General features: G+C 27.9%; 20 protein-coding genes. 5 read left to right on the forward strand and 15 right to left on the reverse strand.

Translation table 11 applies throughout. The features are described 5' to 3' along the window. Positions 1-11: 11 nt before the first annotated feature. From JYG23_RS07435 to JYG23_RS07450, 4 genes are read right to left on the reverse strand one after another with little or no spacing between them, the layout of a single operon-like run. Complete coding sequence (locus tag JYG23_RS07435) at positions 12-1,055, reverse strand: chemotaxis response regulator protein-glutamate methylesterase (protein WP_207237811.1); 1,044 nt, start codon at positions 1,053-1,055, stop codon at positions 12-14. A gap of 2 nt (positions 1,056-1,057) precedes the next feature. After that, positions 1,058-1,870, reverse strand: coding sequence for a protein-glutamate O-methyltransferase CheR (locus tag JYG23_RS07440; protein ID WP_207237812.1), 813 nt, complete (start codon positions 1,868-1,870; stop codon positions 1,058-1,060). Between the two features lie 22 nt (positions 1,871-1,892). After that, positions 1,893-2,354, reverse strand: a complete 462-nt coding sequence (locus JYG23_RS07445; RefSeq protein WP_207237813.1) for a chemotaxis protein CheW — start codon at positions 2,352-2,354, stop codon at positions 1,893-1,895. Between the two features lies 1 nt (position 2,355). Further along, positions 2,356-4,392, reverse strand: coding sequence for a chemotaxis protein CheA (locus JYG23_RS07450; protein ID WP_207237814.1), 2,037 nt, complete (start codon positions 4,390-4,392; stop codon positions 2,356-2,358). 208 nt (positions 4,393-4,600) lie between these two features. On the opposite strand from JYG23_RS07450, the gene JYG23_RS07455 reads away from it, so the two are divergent. Genes JYG23_RS07455 through JYG23_RS07475 form a run of 5 tightly spaced genes read left to right on the forward strand, consistent with a single transcriptional unit; the run spans position 4,601 to position 11,104 of the window. Beyond that, positions 4,601-6,052, forward strand: coding sequence for a hypothetical protein (locus tag JYG23_RS07455; RefSeq protein WP_207237815.1), 1,452 nt, complete (start codon positions 4,601-4,603; stop codon positions 6,050-6,052). Beyond that, a complete protein-coding gene (locus JYG23_RS07460; RefSeq protein ID WP_207237816.1) occupies positions 6,039-6,332 on the forward strand; it encodes an EscU/YscU/HrcU family type III secretion system export apparatus switch protein in 294 nt (97 codons plus the stop codon). The genes JYG23_RS07455 and JYG23_RS07460 overlap by 14 nt, the downstream gene beginning before the upstream one ends. Then, the gene (locus JYG23_RS07465) at positions 6,325-8,370 is read left to right on the forward strand and encodes a cell division protein FtsA (protein WP_207237817.1); all 2,046 of its coding nucleotides are present in this window, start codon (positions 6,325-6,327) and stop codon (positions 8,368-8,370) included. The genes JYG23_RS07460 and JYG23_RS07465 overlap by 8 nt, the downstream gene beginning before the upstream one ends. Before the next feature lie 20 nt (positions 8,371-8,390). Beyond that, positions 8,391-9,008 carry a PilZ domain-containing protein gene (locus tag JYG23_RS07470; RefSeq protein WP_207237818.1) on the forward strand — a complete coding sequence of 206 codons (618 nt, stop codon included), beginning with the start codon at positions 8,391-8,393 and terminating at the stop codon, positions 9,006-9,008. A gap of 29 nt (positions 9,009-9,037) precedes the next feature. After that, positions 9,038-11,104, forward strand: a complete 2,067-nt coding sequence (locus tag JYG23_RS07475; protein WP_207237819.1) for an S-layer homology domain-containing protein — start codon at positions 9,038-9,040, stop codon at positions 11,102-11,104. Positions 11,105-11,114: 10 nt separating this feature from the next. Here JYG23_RS07475 and JYG23_RS07480 read toward each other — a convergent pair whose 3' ends face one another. Genes JYG23_RS07480 through fliR form a run of 11 tightly spaced genes read right to left on the reverse strand, consistent with a single transcriptional unit; the run spans position 11,115 to position 21,578 of the window. Further along, positions 11,115-11,951 (reverse strand): hypothetical protein, encoded by an 837-nt coding sequence (locus JYG23_RS07480; protein WP_207237820.1) that lies wholly within the window; start codon positions 11,949-11,951, stop codon positions 11,115-11,117. A 2-nt stretch (positions 11,952-11,953) separates the two neighbouring features. Further along, positions 11,954-12,715 (reverse strand): ParA family protein, encoded by a 762-nt coding sequence (locus tag JYG23_RS07485; RefSeq protein ID WP_207237821.1) that lies wholly within the window; start codon positions 12,713-12,715, stop codon positions 11,954-11,956. Between the two features lie 30 nt (positions 12,716-12,745). Next, positions 12,746-13,237 (reverse strand): chemotaxis protein CheD, encoded by a 492-nt coding sequence (locus JYG23_RS07490; protein ID WP_207237822.1) that lies wholly within the window; start codon positions 13,235-13,237, stop codon positions 12,746-12,748. Further along, complete coding sequence (locus JYG23_RS07495; protein WP_242631652.1) at positions 13,234-13,857, reverse strand: chemotaxis protein CheC; 624 nt, start codon at positions 13,855-13,857, stop codon at positions 13,234-13,236. Before JYG23_RS07495 ends, JYG23_RS07490 begins: the two co-directional genes overlap by 4 nt. Positions 13,858-13,859: 2 nt before the next feature. Then, positions 13,860-15,377, reverse strand: a complete 1,518-nt coding sequence (locus JYG23_RS07500; RefSeq protein WP_207237823.1) for a DUF342 domain-containing protein — start codon at positions 15,375-15,377, stop codon at positions 13,860-13,862. Positions 15,378-15,410: 33 nt separating this feature from the next. Further along, entirely contained in the window at positions 15,411-16,109 is a 699-nt protein-coding gene (locus tag JYG23_RS07505; protein WP_207237824.1) for a flagellar hook-basal body protein, read from the reverse strand. A gap of 18 nt (positions 16,110-16,127) precedes the next feature. After that, positions 16,128-16,880, reverse strand: a complete 753-nt coding sequence (locus JYG23_RS07510) for a flagellar hook-basal body protein (protein WP_207237825.1) — start codon at positions 16,878-16,880, stop codon at positions 16,128-16,130. 18 nt (positions 16,881-16,898) lie between these two features. After that, positions 16,899-17,663, reverse strand: a complete 765-nt coding sequence (locus tag JYG23_RS07515) for a sigma-70 family RNA polymerase sigma factor (RefSeq protein WP_242631653.1) — start codon at positions 17,661-17,663, stop codon at positions 16,899-16,901. 9 nt (positions 17,664-17,672) lie between these two features. Next, complete coding sequence (gene flhA / locus JYG23_RS07520) at positions 17,673-19,733, reverse strand: flagellar biosynthesis protein FlhA (protein WP_207237826.1); 2,061 nt, start codon at positions 19,731-19,733, stop codon at positions 17,673-17,675. 3 nt (positions 19,734-19,736) lie between these two features. After that, complete coding sequence (gene flhB, locus JYG23_RS07525) at positions 19,737-20,798, reverse strand: flagellar biosynthesis protein FlhB (RefSeq protein WP_207237827.1); 1,062 nt, start codon at positions 20,796-20,798, stop codon at positions 19,737-19,739. Positions 20,799-20,810: 12 nt separating this feature from the next. Next, positions 20,811-21,578: a flagellar biosynthetic protein FliR gene (gene fliR / locus JYG23_RS07530; RefSeq protein WP_207237828.1), complete on the reverse strand. Its 768-nt coding sequence runs from the start codon at positions 21,576-21,578 to the stop codon at positions 20,811-20,813. Positions 21,579-21,584 lie beyond the last annotated feature (6 nt).

Here is a 21,584-nt window from a genome sequence, read left to right on the forward strand (position 1 = left end):
ATCGTCATTATTTATTCTTTGTTTAGTTGTTTAATTAAAATATTAGCTATGTTCTCAACAGGACTTTGAATTTGTACTCCACCAATTTCGTATGCTACCTTAGGCATACCATATACTACACAACTAACTTGGTCTTGTCCTATAGTATAGGCACCCTCGTTTTTCATTTTCAACAGTCCGTTAGCACCATCCTTGCCCATACCTGTTAATATTATACCTATTGTATTTTCACTTGCTACATTTGCAACAGACTCAAATAAAACATCTACTGAAGGACAATGTCCACTCACTTTTTCGCCTTCTTGACATTTCACATAATATCCTTTTGAGTCCTTTGCAAGTCTCATTTGTTTGTCTCCGGGTGCTATAAGAGCAAGTCCATCAACAACTCTATCTCCATTTACAGCTTCTCTAACTTCAAATTTACATATTTTATTTAACCTATCTGCATACATTTTAGTAAATCCAGCAGGCATATGCTGGGTTACAAGTATTGCCGGTACTTCCTTTGGCAATTGTTTCAATACTGCTAGAGTAGCTTCTGTTCCACCAGTTGAAGCACCTATTGCAATAACTTTTTTTTGAGGCTGTTTATATAATAATATGTTATTTGAGCTTGTAAGTGTAGGTACAGCCTTATATTCAATATTTGTTTTTAACTTTGCTAACGAAGCTATTTTGATTTTTGATACTAATTCATAAAAGAAATTTTTTAATTCATTTTCAGAACTCATGCTTGGCTTCTTTACAAAATCAACAGCCCCAGCGTCTAATGCATCAAAAACATTAATATTCAATGAACTAACTAAAACGATTTTTTTAGGGTCATCCTTCATTAACTTCTTTAAAAATGTAATTCCATTCATTTTAGGCATCTCAACATCCAAAGTTATAATGTCTGGAGATAACAATTTGATTTTCTCTCTAGCATCTATTGGATCAAATGCAACACCTACAACCTCAATTAAAGGATCTTTTTCTATTTCTTTTTTAAGTATATTTCTAAAAAATAATGAATCATCTGTAATTAATACTTTAATTTTTTTATATGCCATATTTACACCTTCTGATATATTGCAGGACAAATATATTTGAATTTTGATTTTTCTCGCTGTACAGTTTCAGAATGTCCAATAAACAAATATCCTCCAGGTTGAATAGCTTCATAAAATCTATTTATCAAATCATTTTTAGTTTTTTGATCAAAATATATCATTACATTCCTGCAAAATATAACATGATATTTGTTCTTATATATAGAAGGCATTGGATTCATTAAATTAAATACACCAAATTGTACTTGCTTTTTTATATTAACAGCAATCTGATATTTGCCATCCTCAGTTTTATTCAAATATTTAGTTTTCCATGTTGGAGGTAATCCTTTTATACTATCCTCTTGATAAATCGCTTTTTTTGCCTTGTTTAATACATTTTGTGAAATATCTGTTGCTAAAATTTTAGTATTCCACTGAGCTTTTTTTATGCCAAAATAATCATCAAGTGCCATAGCAGTAGTAAATGGTTCTTCACCAGAAGAACAACCAGCACTCCAAATATTTAGTATCTTAGTTCGATTGTTTTTTTCCTGTTCAGGAAGAACAATTTCTTTTAAAAATTTATAATGATTATCTTCTCTATAAAAAAAGGTATGATTAGTAGTTAATTTATTAATCAGTGTTGTAATCTCTTCTACATTATTTCTTTTAATAACTGTTATATATTCTCCGAAACTTTTCATACCTTTTTTTTCTAGTAAATTGCACATTCTGCCTTCAATAAGCTGTCTTTTCTTTTCTAGATTTATCCCATAATTTTTTTTCATAAAAGTCACAAGCTCAATGAATTCACTATCAGTTATTGTAATCATATTCCCTCCTGCTGCTATTTAATTACTCTATTTCAAAAATTTGCATGCAATTTATTATCAATTTTACTTTCCCATTTTGATTTGAAATTCCACTAACAAATCTATTATGTGCAGAACTATTGTTTTTGGGTGGTGCCATTATTTCAGATATTTTTATATCTTCAACTTCTGAAACAGAATCTACAAGTATACCAACAACAACATTTTCATACTCCATGACAATTATACATGTAGTATCTGTGTATTCTATCATTTCACTACCAAATCTTAATCTCATATCGATAATAGGTACTATCTTACCTCTTAAATTGATTATACCTTTTATATAATTTGGAAGTTGTGGCAAGAAAGTTATTGGCAAAACCTTTATTATATCTGTTACATATTTTATATCAACTGCATATTCAGCATCGCTTGAAAAAAACGATAAAAATTTATTAGTTTCTACATCATCTATAACTTTATTTACAGTATTTTCTTGCATATTAATCCTCCATTACATTTTCATAAATATTTACAACATCAAGAATTAAACTTATGCTTCCATCACCTAGAATTGAGCATCCAGCAATTCCTTTGCCTTTTATATCGAATCTATTTAATAACGTTGGTATAGGTTTAACAACTACTTTTTGTTCACCTAGAAGATGATCCGCAAATATTCCATAGCCTTTATCCTCAACTTCTACAAGTACCAATATACCACTTTCCAAATCTTTAACATTTGTATCAATGTTATAAAGTTCATGCAATCTAACTATAGAATAACATTTATTTCTCAGCATAATACTTTCACTATCGTCAGTGTTTTTAATGATTTCATTTTTATTTATATTTAATGATTGTTGGATATTTTTAATAGGTATAATAAACTTAGAGTCTCCTACTCCAATTTGCATACCATCAACTATTGCTAATGTCAATGGAATTTTAAATGTAATTGTAGTTCCTTTATCAACCTTACTATCTAATATTACGCTTCCATTAACGTTTTCAATATTTTTCTTAACTACATCCATTCCAACACCACGTCCTGAAAATTCAGTAACTGATTCATTAGTTGAAAACCCAGGTAACATAATTAAATTTAAAATATCTTTTTGAGAATATTCGCTTTCTGGTTTTGTTAATAAATTTTTGCTCTTGGCCTTTGTTAAAATATAGTCTGGATTTAATCCTTTTCCATTATCTTGAACAGTAATTAATATTTCTCCACCTGTATTTAATGCTGTTAAAATTATTGTTCCTTTAGGATTTTTACCCTTTGCTATTCTTTCTTCCGCTGATTCTATTCCATGATCCATAGAATTTCTAACAACGTGCATTAGTGGATCGGCTATACCATCAACAATATTTTTATCAACCTCTATATCATCACCAACTAGAACAAGTTCTACATCTTTACCAAGACTTTTGTTCATGTCTCTAACAATTCTCTTCATTTTTTGGAAAACACCAGAAACAGGTACCATTCTAAGTGACATAACAATATTTTGTAAATCATCAGTCAATTTTTCTAATTGTCTAGTTGCTTTTGTGAAACTATCTAAATTAAGGTTTTTAATTTCTGGATTAGACATAACCATTGATTCTGTTATTACTATCTCTCCAACTAAATTTGATAACTGGTCTAATTTAGATAAATTAACACTTATCAAGCTTTGCTTATTGTGCTTTATACTTGTTGTTGATTTAACAGCTTTATTTTCTTTTGTTGGAACATTAGTTTTATTTGCACAACTGTTATCCTTAACTTCATTGCTAACTTCAGTGTTTTGTTGCACCTCTTGCTCAATTACTATGTAGTTTTTTACATTTAAAGCATCTTTAACAACATTTATACCTAAATTCAACTCAGCTTCATTTTCAAAAAATATTCTGAAACCATTTTGTAAAATATCTTTTATTGTTTCCTTATTAGTCTCAACATCTGTCGGTTCAAATGTAAAGTTAGTTGTTATATCTTTCAGTTGATTTGTAATCATAAATGCTCTTAAATTTTCCATGCCACAATCATCATCAAAATCAACTCTTATACAAAATTTTTTATCATTATTATTTAATTTTTCATTATTTGTTGAGCATTGAGATGGATTTTTTTTATCATTATCTTGTTTACCTGAAATTACATCTAGTAAATTAGCTATTTCATTTTCATAGCCTACAATATTTTCTGTCAATGGTTGTTCATCTTGTATTTTACTTATTTCACCTTTAATAAAGTCTGTACATTTAAATACCAAGTTAATTAAATCCTCATTGTGATTACTAGATAATGCACCATTTTCTCTAATATAGTAAAATAAATCTTCTATTTTATGTGATATTGTCATTATGCTGTTGTATTGCATCATAGCTGCTGAACCTTTAATTGTATGCATTATTCTAAATATCTCATTTATATAATCTGTACTAAATTCTTGTTGCTCTTCTACTCTTAAAAGTATCTCATCTAATTGTTCCAATAAAGTATTAGCTTCATATAGGAACATCTCTACAACTGAATCAAAATTATTTTCCATTTTTTTACTCCTCTCGTGCTGATTCTTCTAAATATACTTATATATCGTTCTTTTTAACAAAATGTTTAGCTTTTTTAATGTTAATAAAATAATTAATATAATTAATATGTTTTTTGTAAAATAGTATTAATTTTAGCAAATTTATAGTGCAATTATTTGATTTTTTAGATATAATAGTAGATATATATTCTTAGGAGGATAGCCCTATATGTTAGAAAATATAAAAATTACTGCTAATAACATAAATAACACAAATAATAATACAAGCAGGCCTAAAGTACCTGATCAAACAGAAAACTTAATACCTTTTGACATATTAGATCCTACTCGTGTAAATAAGCCTTTAAAACAGGAAGGTTCCGAACTAAACAATCAAGCAAATGTTGCAAAAAACCCATATTCAGTAATTGAAAAGTTTTTGCAATCTTTAGATTCAGCACCTACACTAAGTGAGAATATGCGTAAAATTCTATTTAGCAAACAATTTATAAATTCTAATATTAAAACTGATCCATTACTTAAATCATTCTTTGAAGAATTTGTTAAAGACATTAATATGGATAAAGAAAAAATGTTAGAATTTGTCAAATTTCAATATAATAATAATACAAAATTTTCTGGCAAATTTTTTGATTTTATAAGAGACGCTATAAAGTTAAACCCTAATAGCGATTTCAAAAATGTTGTTTCTAGCTTTATGAAAAGCTATGATTGCTATTTGTCTGTTGATGAAACCACAACTGCAATTGCTAACATTTTAAAAAATATTAATCAAAATATGCCAGACATTTTAAAAGAAACTTTTTCAAATTTTATAGACAAACTAATACTTGACAGCCCTACTAATAGTGCTGATATAAATCTTAATCTATTAAAAAATGAAATCATTCCGTACCTAAGTAAATATATTTCTAAAACAAATGACTTTGGCATAGTAAGAGACTATGTATCTGTATTAATACACAATATTGCTAGACTTGAAACAGGTTTAAAAGATAATTTTTCATATAGTGTTGAAAATATGTTCAACTATTTAAAATTCAGCTTTAATTTAAGTGATAAAGAAATTTCAGAATTAAAATATTCGTTAATTAACAGTTTTAGAGAACATTCAGCTGTAAAAAACAATGCATTAGATTATATGTTTAAAATGATTGAAGCTGGCACAAAGGATAAAAATAACTATGTAAATAAAACCACATTTGATGATATAACAGAAAGCTTATTGATAAGCAATAGCGTGCAAATTCCGTTAGTTCATATTTTTTTACCTGTGAATTTCAATGGTGTTTTTATGTTTTCAGAATTATGGATTAACAAAGAAATAAATAATAATACTGAAAAAGATAAAGAAAATAAAAAAAGTAACGATATTAAGAATGAGGTGTTTAAAATTTTCTTAACATTTGATTTACAAAATGTAGGATATTTTGAAACTACAATTGTATCTCAAGGAAATAAATTATCACTAGAAATATTTGTCCCTAATGCCCTTAAATGTAATGAAATCAATATAAAAAAAGATGTACAAAATATTATCAAAAAAAATGGTATTGAAGTAACAAACATATATATAAATGAAAGTACAAAGCAAAGAAAATTCAATGAAGTATTCGGAACTAAATTTATAAAGGAACGTGGTATAAATGTCATCGCATAAAAATGTTAATAGAGCAGTAGCATTAAAATATAATCAAGAAAAAAATACAGCACCAGTCATTGTAGCATCTGGAAATGGTTATGTTGCATCTAAGGTTGTAGAAATAGCCGAGGAAAATGGTGTTCCAGTTTATAAGGATGATTCATTAGCTGTAATGCTATCACAACTAGAATTAGGAAGCGAAATTCCTGAAAATTTGTTTAAATCAATTGTTGACATTTATGTTTATTTTTTAAATTATAATAAAAATGATACCAAAGGAGAGATAATAAATGAATGATAATATAATATTCTCTCTTGATATTGGAACTAGATCAATAGTTGGAGTAGTTGCTGAAAAATATGAAGAGACCATGAAAGTAATTGCATATAAAAGTGTTTTTCATGAACAAAGGACTATGGTTGATGGTCAAATAGAGGATATAAAAAAAGTAAGTAAGGGTATTGAAATTGTAAAAAGCAGTTTAGAACAAGAGCTTGGAATGAAATTCACTAAAGTTTACATAGCAGCTGCAGGAAGATCTTTAAAAACCGAAAAAGTTATTTATGAAAAAATACTAGATTCTAAAAAACCATTGGATGAGAATATTAAAAAAATACTAGAAATGGATGCACTCCAAAAAGCTCATGATAAATTCTATGATAACTATGATAACAAAGGTTCTTTTTATTGCGTAGGATATAGTGTTTTAGGTTATAAAATTGATAACAACAGTATAGCAAATATAGAGGGTCATAGAGCTGAAAAAGTTTCAGTAGAAATTATAGCAGCATTTTTACCACACATAGTAGTTGAGGGACTATACTCTTGTATGGACTATAACAATCTTGACGTACAAAGCTTGACACTAGAACCTATTGCAGCAATGAATCTTGTCATACCTGCTGATTTAAGATTATTAAATATTGCTTTAGTTGATATAGGTGCAGGTACTTCAGATATAGCAGTATCCAAAGATGGTACAATAATTGGTTATGACATGGCTACAATTGCTGGAGATGAGATTACAGAAAGCATAATGAAAAGTCATCTTGTAGACTTTAAAACTGCTGAAAAAATAAAAATGTCTTTAGACGATGATATGGAGAAAATTGAATTTACTGATATACTAGGCATGCATTATTCATTGACAAAGGAAAATATAATTGACTCTATTTCTAATACATCTCTTCAATTGTGCCAAGAAATTGCAACTAAAATACTTAGCTTAAACAATGAGCCTCCAGTTGCTGTATTTTTGATTGGTGGTGGTAGTAAAACTTCCAATTTGAGAAAGTATTTGTCAGAATTTTTGAATTTGCCTGAGTATAGAATAGCTATAGGTTCAGAAAGCACTGTGAAAAATGTTGATATTTCCATTATAGATAATTTTGGTCCTGAGCTTATCACACCTGTTGGTATTTCCTATTCAAGTATAATTAACAATAACTACGATTTCTTTAGCGTAATAGTTAATGGAATAAAAATAAGATTATATAATATTAGACAAATGAAAGTTATGGATGCACTTTTAATGGCTGGATTTGATTCACGTAAATTAATGGGGTTTTCAGGCAAAACTCTTAGCTTTATATTAAACAATAAGGAGTATTTTTATAAAGGTGAGTATTCTACTCCAGCTCAAATTTTTGTAAATTCTAATGTGTCTAATATTGAGACAAAAATTTGCCCCGGTGATATTATAGAAGTTATTGCTGCAGTAGATGGTGTAACACCTGTAGTAAAAATTTCTGATATTGTAGATAATTCAGAAAGTGGTAAAATTATTTTTAATAATACTGAAGTAACAATAGGTACAAAATATCTAGTCAATAATATCGAAGTTGAAAGTGATTATATAATTGGAAATTCAGATATTATTGAAATAATTAACATAAAAACACTAAACGATTTAGTTGACTTATTAGAAATCAATCCAGAGTTTTATGTTTTCAAAGTTTCTAATAAAGTAATTGATTTAAGTACTATTTTAATTGATAATTCTACGATAGAAGTCATTTCAAAATCCAATTACAATGATGAAGAAGTTTCCAAACGAAATCAAACTTATAGCCAAAATATAAGTGATATACATGAATACAGTATCGTAAAAGACTATATAACTGTTAGTATTAATGGCGAAACTAAGAAGTTAAATTTTAAAGAGGATAAATTGCCATACATTTTTGCTGATATGTTAATTTACACAAATATTGACCCTACTAAACCACAGGGTAAAATAATAATATTACATAATGGTAACGAAGCCTCTTATACTAGTATAATAAATGACGGTGATGATATAGTAATTAAATGGCAAAATAGCAATAATATTTAGAATATATAAGGGAGATTTTTATGATAGACAATTCACTTTTAGTAAAAATATTTGATAGAAATAAGCAGTATCTTGGCAAAGGTAAACTAGATAAAATAGTTGGCAGTAGAATTGTAATTAAGGGAAATAACTTGCCTATAATACATTCTAAAGAAACTATATTTTTAAATGTTTTTAACGAATTGAGGGGTGTTTTAATATACGAATGTATTGTAAACATAGGAGCTAATATGCAATTAACAGCTACTATACTTAAGCAGCATGGCACAATTGAAAGAAGAAGAACATTAAAAATCAGAACAGCTTATACAACTTCTATTCGACTTGTAATACGTGACAATAAAGCATTAAGTATAAAAGATCCAATAGTTATTAAAATGCTTAATTTAAGTATTGGAGGCATGCTATTTACATCTAAAGAAACATTTTGCATAAATGATATAATTACATTTACTTTTGATCACTATCAAAATTGCTCAATTGATTTAGAAGCAAAAATTATTAGAGTTGATAAAACAATTGATGAGTATAATAATGATAATTATGGTTGTATTTTTATAGGTGTTACTCCATATGATGAAAATGTTATCTGTAAATACCTATACGAAAGACAATTACAAATTTACAAGAAAAAATAACAAACTATTTACATTAAGGAGGAACATAATTGAATAAAAAAATATTATCAATAATTCTTCTTTTTACTATGCTTTTTAGCTTTATATTATCAAGCACAGTAATAGCAGATACTACTATTCCAGCACTTAGGTCAATCTCTCTTAATAGCGGTAAAAGCTTATATTTAGAAGTAGGAGATATAAAAACTTTATCAGTATCAACTAGACCTAAAAATGCAGCAAAAACTGAAATTAAATTTACAACTGGTGATGAAAAAATTGTTACTATAAATAAAACAGGTACAGTTAAAGCAATAAAAACTGGTAAAACCACTTTAACTGCTGAAATGAATGGAAAAAAGTCTACTATTTATGTAACGGTTTATATAAATAATAATTTACAGGCAAGTTTTGTAGAAACAGATATTGTAAAAGATAAAATAAAAAATATTACAATTAATGTATCTTCTAAAGATGGGAATACAGATAATTTTTATATATATTTACCTACTGGCTATAGAATTTCAGGAACGACTGCTACTTTTGCGGCAGATAGAAATGGCTCATATCCTTTTACGGTATATGATAATACCGGTACTAAAAAAACATTTTATTATGAGATTACCAATATAAAAGACAAATATTATGAAAAACCACATACAGATTATGATGATAACATATTTGACATAAATATTCTATATAATAATATGAATTTGAAGTATGATTATGAAAAAAAGCAACTATTATTTAATGCTGATTTAGATAAAATACGTACTGTTAAATTACCTAACAACACTGTAACTGAAAGTAATGAAATTAATTATTATATTTCTGCAATAAACAATGGATTATTTTATGAATATAGCTTTGAAGTAGATAATCAACCAATGAATTGTAAAATTATAAGACAAGGTGAATTTTACCTAATGATGATATGGAAACATTATAAAAACGATGATAGAAATATTTTAGTTGATTACAAAGCTTATAACTTTACTATTAATAGCGATGTTATGACCTATCCAACAAGTGATTTCATAACTGATAACGGTAATTATATAATAGAAGCATATACTAAATTAGGACAAAAAGAAATATTTTCATTATCAATTGATAATATTGATTATATGAAACCGTCTGCAAGTATTGCTATAACTTATGATGATTTGTTTGAGTTAAATATTGTTGATAACGCTATGCTTGATTATATTATTACTTTCGATGGCAAATATATAGATATCCCAAACAATTACGTACCTAATACAATTTATACATATAAACACGATATACCATTTAAATATAATGGAGAATACTTATTTATTATTGTTGATGCCAGTGGCAATAGAACAATTGCTAAATCAACTATTACTAGCAAGCATAATGTTTTGTTTACTAAAAAGCTTGGTCCAGATGTTCACAATTCATTAGAAACCATTTCATTATTTAAAGAAACTGGTATCTTATATGATAAGGTAGAAGCAAATAGCGCCTATTATAATAATATTTTTCCATCGTATATGAAGGGTATATCTAACACAAGCTTTAAACCCGATTCTACGATAACACGTGCACAAATGGTTACAATATTATGTCGAGTAACAGATTTACCATATGATATAAACCTACTTGATAAGTCTAGATTAACAGACGTAACCAACCATTGGGCAGTAAATTATATTTGTATGGGAAATGCTAAAAAATATATTAGAGGCTACAGAGATAAAACATATAAACCAGATAATTCCTTGAAAAGAGGTGACTTTTGCAAAATGATTTGCAATATATCATCACTTAAATCAAAGATTTCTGCGATACCTTCTGTTAATAATTATGCTTATAATGATATAAATGGACATTATGCAAAACCTGAAATATTGAAACTAGTTAATAGAGATTTGGTTTTAGGAAATGGTGAAAATTTTAATCCAGATAAACCTATTACAAGAGCAGAGGTTATTTACGCAATCAATAAACTTTATAATCTAAAGCCCTCTGATGATGAAATGAACTATATAGAATCTTTATATAATAAATATTATAATTTCAATGATATCAATAACCACAAGTATTATGAAGATATTTTAATCTCACTTATAGGAATGTACAGAGAAAAATAAAAAGATGATTTTAATCATCTTTATTTTTTTTGTTTATATCCATAATTACTTTTATAATCTCTAATATTATATCAACACTTTTTTTGTTTTTTTCTTTTTCTACTTCTTGATTTACTTTTTCTTCAGTTCCTTCAAAATAATACTCCGGACACTTTTTAAGTACCATATTTACAATATCTTGCTTTTTTATTAAGCTATCGCTAATTTGAAATCTACCCAAAATGTTGTCTATTTTTTCTTGAATCATCAATTCATATATGTTCACTTGTAAAATAGCTTCTTCAACCTCTTGTTTAGATACATTTTCGTCAATATTATCAACAGCATCAAGATTATTGTTTTCTTCAATAATACTTTCATCTTCTATGTCTAAAATTGTCTGATTTTCAAAATTCTCTTCTTCAATTATATTTTTTTTAAGTTCTTCTGTTGTTTCCTCTAATTCTTTATTTTTATTATATATTGTAATTTCCTTCATTTCCTTATTAGGTTCTTCTCTTGATTTCAAACCTATAGAAACATAGCTTATGTCATCTTTTTTGCCAATATAATACCTTATACTACCTTCATCTTCAGCCTGTTCAATACTATTTGAATTATTAACTTCTTCACTTACAATATCATTTTCATTATGACCATTAATTTCTTGAAGTTCACTAAGAATTTTATTGCTAATACTAGATATATTAGATTTGATTTTATTACTTCCATCTGCATGTTTTTTAGATTGTAATTTATTATTATCTTTATCTTCTATCAAATTTTTTTCATTTGCATCATTAAACATTGAAGGCATTATTTTTTTGTACATAGCCTCTTTGCTAAATTCTTTTTTTCTTTTAGCCATTATTATATTCCTCTAGTAATTAGTTCTTTTACAAAATTCATGTAATCTTTTACTGCATTGTTTCGAGAAGCATATTTATACATATCTTCTTGTTGTGTATGTACTTCTTGAATACTAACACTTGCCCTAATATATGTATCAAATATTGTAGTACCTAACTGTTGAGCAATCATTTCAGCTGTCTCCCTAATTTCTGAGCTTAAAATTAATCTTGGGTTATATCTTGTAAGAAGTATTCCTTCAATTTTTATAGCTGGATTACAGTATTTTTTTACTCTAGTTATCGTCTCATATAATTGTGTTATACCTTGCAAACTAAAAATATCCGCTAACATAGGTATAATAATACAATCTGCGACTGCGAAAGCATTAATTGTCAAAATATTTAAAGAAGGTGGTGTATCTATTACGATATAGTCATATTCATTTTGAACACTTGACAATGCTTCTTTTAATAAGAATTCTCTTCCCGTATGTGTAAATTCTAAATCAACACCACTTAGTATAATATTAGACGGTATAATATCTATAATTTCAGTTTTTTGTATAGCATCATGTACACTAACATCGCCCTTCAAAACATCATATATGGTAGCACTCTCATCAACTTCAGCTTTAACACTAAAACTTAAATTGCCCTGTGGATCTAAATCAATTAATAATACTTTATATCCCTTTTTCTTAAATCCAAGTCCAATAGCATTAGAAGTCGTAGTTTTAGCAACCCCGCCTTTCTGATTAGTAACACAAATTGTTTTAGCCATTTTTTCTCCTTTCCAGCTATATTAAGCAATTTAAATAACTTTTATACCTTTTGCAAATGATTTAACAGTTAAATCTCCATTAGTACAATCAAAAAATATTGTTCTACCATAGTTAAGCCCTGTATCCTCTGCTACTAAACGTATTTTCAAATCTTGCAAGGTTTTTTTTACAGCAATTACGTTTCTTTCACCTATATTTCCTATACTACTTTTTCCGTCATCTTTTACTTCAAACATCTTGGCCCCACCAGCAATTTTAGCGGTCATTCTAATTTTGACACAACCTTTTTGTTCTAATAAGTGAACCATTTCTGTGATTCCAGTATCTGCAAATTTATATATTTGATTTATATCATCTAGATTGTTGTTTTTTGGTAACATTATATGAACCATTCCACCAATTTGTTTAATCTTATCTAATATACATATTCCTACACATGAACCTAAAGCATATGTTGCTATTGTATCGGGAGCTGACACAATTTGCATATCAGATATCCCTACGTTTACTGTATTTTTCATATTTCAATTCCTAATCCTTGTAACAATTTATTTAAAGAGTCTACATCAGGAATCATTATTATATGACTGTCAACAGTATCTTCATCTGCGTAAAATTTTTCTTGAATGAATACCACTTTATCAGAAACATTTGCAAATTCTATTGCTGGGACACTTAAAATAGCACCTGCCATATCAATTGTTAATGCTGGAACTGATATGTCAATTGTTAAACCAGTTAATCCTGCTATTGAATTTATATAAGAAGCTATCATTATATTACCTATTTCAGATAAAGCTGATATCTCCATTTCTCCAATTTCCTCAAATTTATCTATGTTAGTACCAAGCAATGAATTAACTACCATACATACAAAATCACGTTTTAATAAAAACATAACCATACCATTAAGGTCAATGGACATTCTTATCAAAATTCCTAAAACTATATTTTCAGGTCCCCCCATCAAATCTACTGCTTCGTTAAATTTAAGTAATTTAACCTCAGGTACTTCCATATCTACCTTTTTCATTAACATTTGCGATAGCGACGTAGCAGCATTACCAGCTCCTATATTACCAATTTCTTTAAGAATGTCAATGTGCATTTCATTTAGCTGTTCAAAATTTTTTATAATCATAATTAACCCTCCGCGCTTAATTCTGATGGTAATAATGGGGTTATTTGTATATCACTTCCGTCATTGTATAACTTAGAATAAGATAAATCTTCCCTTACAACATATTTCAACCATCCAATACTAATACGAGTATTTGCATAAATAATACCACTACACAAAATTTTGTGATCTGAAATCTTTTTATTTTCTTCTTTTTGCTCCAATAATTTTGCTTTTAATAAACCAATATCTTTATTTTGCTCCACTTTTTTTAGAATCGCATATTTATATATTTTTTCATTCTCTGGACTTTTTTTTATATATGGTAAAAGCATTTTTATTTTTTCTTCTAATTGTTTTAGTGAATCCTCTTGTTTTTTTATTTCTTTTTCTATTTTAATACTAGATTGTTTATTTTTCGACTTCAAATTTTCAGCATTAAAATATTTATTTAAATCAATAACAATTTTTGTTTGAATATTGTTCTTAGTCCCTATTGTTTTAGCTTGTATAATCTCTCCAGCTATACACTCTCCACCAATAATAGTCGCCCTAGCACCCTTAAGTATAATACTTTGACGCGCATTTACATTGCAATTAATTATTGCACATGAATAAATATTTTTATCAGCACATACAATACTATTTTCCAAATATTTACTTGTTATATTACCCCCTGCTGATATTTTTCCAACATCCCTGCCATTCATACCATTGCTAATAGTTATATCACCACCTGCTTCCAATGTAGCACCTTCGACCATACCTTTAACAGTGATATTATTTTTAGCTTTTACGGTGAAACCAGCTTTTACATCTTCTTTAATTAGTACACTACCTAAAAAATCTATATTTCCTGTTCTGTGATCTACACATTTTACTGTGTAAACATTATCTACATCTACTGAATTGGCCTTTTTATAAATGCAACCACTAACATTTGCGTATAATTTCAAACCATCTTCAGATACGTAAGTGTTTTTACCAGTTGGTAACCCTACATCTCTTGCTTTATTATGTGGTACCTCTTTACCAAATATATCAAAACCATTTTTACCAAGCTCAATAGGAATTTTAGTACACAATAATCCATCTTTTTCTACAGACTTTATAGCGTTAATATTTTTAAAATCAATACTCCCATCTTTTTTTTCTGTAAATTGTATATTATTATCAATATCAAAATTATATTTTAGATATGCATTTTTTTCATTTATAGGTATTAGTCCTTCTGCTACAATAAGTTCTTTAAAATATTCTTTTTTTTCACAAAATTCTTTTATATCATTTTCATTAATGCCATAAACTATATCTAACTCTTTAAGCTTTTGCAAAATTTCTTCATGATTTATTTCAACACTTTTATCAAGTAGTCGAACTCGCAAATAAGCCTTCAACTTATTTACGGAAACAACAATATCTAAAATATATTTTTGCTCGTCACCTTTTTTTTGAACATTATCAACAGTTTTATTTTCTTTTGTACTTTCTTCTTTTATGTCAATATTGCTTTCATTTAACGTGTACTTGCTACCATTCATAGATCTTACTCCTTAAATAAATTAGATTATTCATTATCCCCGTAGTGAATTTATTGTTTGCTCAATCTCATCTGCTACCTGTATAATTTTAGAGTTAAATTGAAATGCTCTTTGTGTTTGAATCATCTTAACCATTTCTTCTGACAAACTTACACCCGATCCTTCTATATATCCTCTTTTAATATTAGCCCTTTCAGCCATTTCATAGTATGCATCTTCATTTGATAACTTGAACAAACTCTCTCCAACTCTCTCCAAATCACCATTGTTTTCAAATAAATAAACACCAATATTCATATCCGATGTTTCATCATCTATAATTATAGGATCTTCGTTATTGTCCAAGACAAATCCAGAGTCTAGCATCAAATACTTTTCATCATCTATACATCCTATAGTAAAGTTACCTGTTCTTGTGTAATAGATTTCATCATTCTTCATTATTCCAAAAAATCCATCGCCTTCAATTGCAAAATCATTTTGATTTTCTGTTTGCATTATTGGACCTTGTGTAAATAATGTATTTGTTTTTCCTATTTTTGAACCGCTACCAACCATCAAATTAGGTTGTCCAGGAACTTGGTTTAAATTTGAATACAACAATTCTGAAAATTCTGCTTTTACTGTTTTATAGCCATTAGTTTGTAAATTAGCCATATTGTTAGAAATTACATCTAAATATGTTTGGTTACTTTTCGAGCCACTTGCAGCTGTATAAAAAGCTCTTATCATAATTTTAACTCCCTTTTATTAATTTAAACTACCAATTCTAGTAGCAGCTAATTCCATAATTTGATCATACATTTTTATTGCTTGAGAAGCATTTTGTAAAGCTCTTTGTGAAGACATTACCTCTACCATTTCATCTGCCATATTGACATTTGATCTCTCAATCATACCTTTTTTTACAACAGGATATTCCATTAATTGAGCTTGAACAGTTGCTCCATACATTCCCTCTGATATTTTATCAATTACGTCATACGTTTCAAAATCGTATATTGCAATTTTATCAATTAATTCTCCTTCAACATATATACCGCCATCCTCAGTACAATTATATTTATCTGTACCTATGAAAATATCCCCATATTCTCCTTGAACACGTCCTTTATCTCCAAGTACCAAATACCCTTCATTGTCTAAGTCAAAGCTACCATTGCGTGTATATTGAACATTTCCATTATTATTGATACCAAAAAATCCTGAACCTAATATTGCAAAATCGAAAGCTCCATCCGTTTGATCCAATGCACCTTGTGAATGAATTGTATTATTATCTTCAGCGATTCTAATTAATGATACCTGTCCCAATTGTTCTGTTGTTTGTTTTATTCCATTTTGATTAACCTTACTAAGCAATAAAGAACCAAAATTAGTTGTAACTGCCTGTTCTTTCTTATAGCCAGCTGTATTTATATTTGCCAAGTTATTACTTGTTATGTCTATTTTTCTTTGTTGTGTAATCATTCCTGAAGTTAATGTGTACAAACCTCTTGACATATTCTCACCTCATATATTCTAATATTCTAAATATTTTTTTATGTAAATATTTAACTTTTGTAATGCTCGTGAATGTATTTGCGAAGCTCTTGAATTACTTATATTTAATAAATTAGCAATATCTTTGAGTTTAATTTCTTCTTTATAATACAAAGATATTAATAATTTTTCTTTTTCATTAAGCTTATCTATAGCATTTGCTAACACAGATTGCAGTTCTTTTTTTATAAAATTATCTTCTGGTGATGAATCATTTACACCACTTGTTTTCAAAGTAGACAATTGATTAATCATATCCTCAAAGGATAATAAATTTACATTATATGTTTCAGCAATTATTTTATTATAGCTTATAACATCAATATCTAAATATGATGCAATTTCTTTTTCAGTTGGATTTCTTCCTAGTTTGTTACTTAATTCTTTCTCTGCGGATTCAATAAGTTTTTTATTTCTATTAACTCTTCTAGGTGTCCATGCTTGTCTCCTACAATAATCAATTATAGCACCTTTCACTCTAATTGAAGCGTAAGTTTCAAATTTTGTATTTTTTGACAAATCAAACTTGTTAATAGCATCTATTAGAGCTAAAATACCTTCGTTAATTACATCGTCCATATCTCCATATTGTTGATACATTCCTCTAATACGAATAGCAATAATCTTTACAATATAGCTATATTTTTCAATGATTTCATTTCTAGTAGCAATATCTTTTGTTATTGAGTACTTTTTCCATAGTACATCATCATTTTTAATAATTTGTGCTTCTATCATGTTCATCACTCTCTACTATTTAATTTCAACGTTACCTATTGCTTGTATTTGAACTGAATTGTCAATTTCATTAAATGATAATACTGTAGCATTAGGGTAAAACTGATCTATAAGCTTTTTAAAATATATTCTAACAAATGGTGAAGTTAAAATTATTGGTGTACTTATAACTTCCTTCAAGTTTTGAATTTGCTCTAATAAAGATTTAACAATTTTTTGTATTGTATCTGGGTCTATTGTTAAATACGAGCCATGATCATTTTTATTTACAGAAGTAATCATTAATTTTTCTATATCTGTACTTAATGTTATTACTTTAATTTGACCACCATCGGCCCATTTTCTAGTAATAGTTCTCTTAAGTGCCTGTCTCACATACTCGGTCAACATTTCTGTATCTTTTACTGAAACACCATAATCACCAATTGTCTCTAAAATTGTTTCCATATCTCTTATTGGAATACTCTCTTTTAACAGGTTGCCAAGAATTTTTTGTAGATTTCCATAACTCATTAATGATGGTATTACCTCATCAACAATTGTCTCATTAGTCTTTTTAACATTTGTCAATAATTGATTAATATCTTGTCTAGACAATAATTCATTAGCATGCTTCTTAACAATTTCTGATAAATGAGTAACTAATACTGATAATGGATCAATAACTGTATATCCATATATTTCGGCTAAATCTTTCTTATCCTTAGTTATCCATTTGCTTGGGATTCCATATGCAGGCTCTATTGTATCAATACCATCTACAGAACCCGTAACATTTTTAGGTTCTAATGCTAGAAAATAATCTACTAGTATTTCACCTCTAGCTATTTCTTCTCCCTTAATTTTAATCAAATATTCATTAGGATTTAAATATCCATTGTCCTTTAGTACAACTGAAGGAACAACCATACCCATCTCCATAGCAAATTGTCTTCTAAACATTACAATTCTATCTATAAAACTACCACCAGAATTTTCATCAACAAGTGGTATTAAGCTATATCCAACTTCCATCTCAATTGGGTCAACTTGAATAAGCTCATATATATTATCTATATTTCTATAGTAAGTTTCGTCATTAACAATTTCTTCTTTTTCATTTTCATTCTGTAAGGCGGATTCTTCGATCTCTTTATTAGTGTTTTGTGTTCTTAATAATCTAACTCCTAATAATATTAAAATTGTAGCTAAAAATAAAATTTGAGGTTTTGGAAATCCTGGTATAAAACACATTAATACTAACACTATTCCAGAAATAATTAAAACCATAGGTTGAGATAAAAACTGCCTTGAAATTTCTACACTTAAGCTTGATTCTGATGCTGCCCTTGTAACTACCATACCTGTAGCAGTTGATATCAAAAGTGCTGGTAACTGTGATACAAGTCCATCACCAACCGTAGCAATAGTATATGTTGACAAAACATCAGTAAATGAACCAGTTCCTTGTACCATCCCAATTACAACACCGGCAATAAAGTTAATTAATGTTATAACTATAGAAGCAATAGCATCACCTTTTACAAATTTGGTAGCACCATCCATAGCCCCATAAAAATCTGCTTCTTTTTGAATCTTATGTCTTCTTATTCTTGCTTCTTGCTCTGTTATTATACCAGAATTCAAATCAGCATCTATTGCCATCTGCTTACCTGGCATAGCATCTAATGTAAATCTAGCAGAAACCTCTGCAACTCTCTCTGTACCTTTTGTGATAACAAGGAATTGTATAATAACTATAATTAAGAATATAATAAATCCTATAACTGCTTTCCCTTGTAAAACAAAATCACCAAAAGTAGCTATAACAGCTCCCGCCTGTCCACCATTACTCAATATTAATCTTGTAGATGAAATATTTAGAGCTAGCCTAAATATAGTCGTAATCAACAATATTGAAGGAAATATTGAAAACTGTAAAGATTCAGTTATATACATTGTAGTTAATAATATTATAATTGACAAAGTTATATTAATAATAAACATCATATCCAACATAAAAGCTGGCAATGGAATTATTATCATCAAAATTACTAACATTATAAATAAGGTGATTGTATTGTTCATTAATTTCATGTTCTATTTCCTTTTTTCCTTCAGTTTGTATACCCAAGCTAAAATTTCTGCAATCTGCTCATAATATTCAAATGGCACTTCCTGATTAATTTCAACATTATTGTAAAGTGCCCTTGCTAAAGGTCTATTCTCTATCATATATATTTTATTTTCCATAGCTTTTTCAATAATTCTTTTAGCCACATAATCTTGTCCTTTAGCTATGACAATTGGTGCTCTATTTGCTTTTTCATCATACTTAATTGCAATAGCAAAATGAGTGGGGTTTCTAATTATTACGTCTGCCTGTGGTACCTGTTGCATCATTCTAGACATTGACATCTTTCTTTGAGTATCCTTAATCTTGCCCTTAATTTCAGGATTACCTTCAGTATTTTTATACTCATCTTTAACATCTTGCTTAGACATTTTTATATTTTTTTCATATTCCCACCATTGATATAAATAGTCTATAACAGCTAAAGCTAAAAAATAAATAATAACACTATTTACAGCACTCATTATCATTTTAAATACAAAATGAATAGCATTTTTTATATCGTAATTCATCAACTGTGGAATATATTTTAAATTTCTATATATAACTTTGTATAGTATAAAACCTATAATTGATATTTTCAAAATGTTTTTTACTAATTCTACTAAGGACCTTAAAGATACCATTCTTTTTAAACCCTTAAGCGGATTTAATTTAGACATTTTAAACTTAAGTGAATCCTTAGACACTAAAAACTTCGTTTGCGAACCAGTAATTGCTATACATACAATCATTATTGCAATTACAATTATTCCAACTGAGCTTGCAACAATTTTAGCTATGTCTACAAATACATTTACAATAAATTGACTATTAATATCAATAGTCGTATTTATTAAGCCAAAATATTTAATCATAGCTTCACTAGTAAATTTATATATGTATGGCACCCAAAATTTTAATAAATAAAAGGAAATTGCAATAACACCAACTGTAACAATATCTTTACTTTGAAAGACATTACCTTTCTTCCGTTCGTCTTGCCTCTTTTTGGGGGTTGCTTTCTCCGTTTTTTCTTGACTTGACATATTATTTTCCCTTTACATTAATAAACTCAAACTTTTTTGTATTGCCTCAAACATAAGTGTTATTAATTTTTCTAAAAATGAAGAAAATGTCGGTACTAAGATTAGTAATGACATAAATCCTATAAATATCTTTACAGGAATATTTACTACAAATAAATGTATTTGAGGTATCGCTTTCATCATTATTCCCATACCAACTTCGACAATGAATTCCATAGCCATAATTGGCAAGGTCAATTTAACTGCATAAATTAAAATGTATGAAAATAATTCCACTGCATATAAAATTACCTCTTTACTAATATGAACATTACCAATAGGTATGATTTTACATGACGATATAAATATTTTTATTAAAGTTAAATGACCTCCAACACTAAAAAACAATAACATAAAAAATACATTTAACAAACTGCCTGATATACCCATTGAAATATTAATTTTTGGATCGTATATTTTAGCCATTGACAGTCCCATTTGCAAATCCAATACATCTCCGGCAATTACAATAACTGACATAAACAACTTAATAATATGTCCTATTATAAAACCTACAAAAAGTTCCTTTAAAATGAGAAAAACATACTCTAGTAGAAGATTAACTTCCATAAAATTATCCACCGGCAATATACCATATACAGTAATAGATAACATCAAGATTAAGCCAATTTGAAATACGACTGGTACATTTCCTCTACCAAATACTTGATTAAAAATTATACATCCAGATATACGAGCAAGTATAAAAATAAAATATGTAATATCCTGTGTTATCTCCATAATTGC

Source organism: Sedimentibacter sp. zth1 (genome assembly GCF_017352195.1).
In the GTDB taxonomy this organism is placed as follows: domain Bacteria; phylum Bacillota; class Clostridia; order Tissierellales; family Sedimentibacteraceae; genus UBA1535.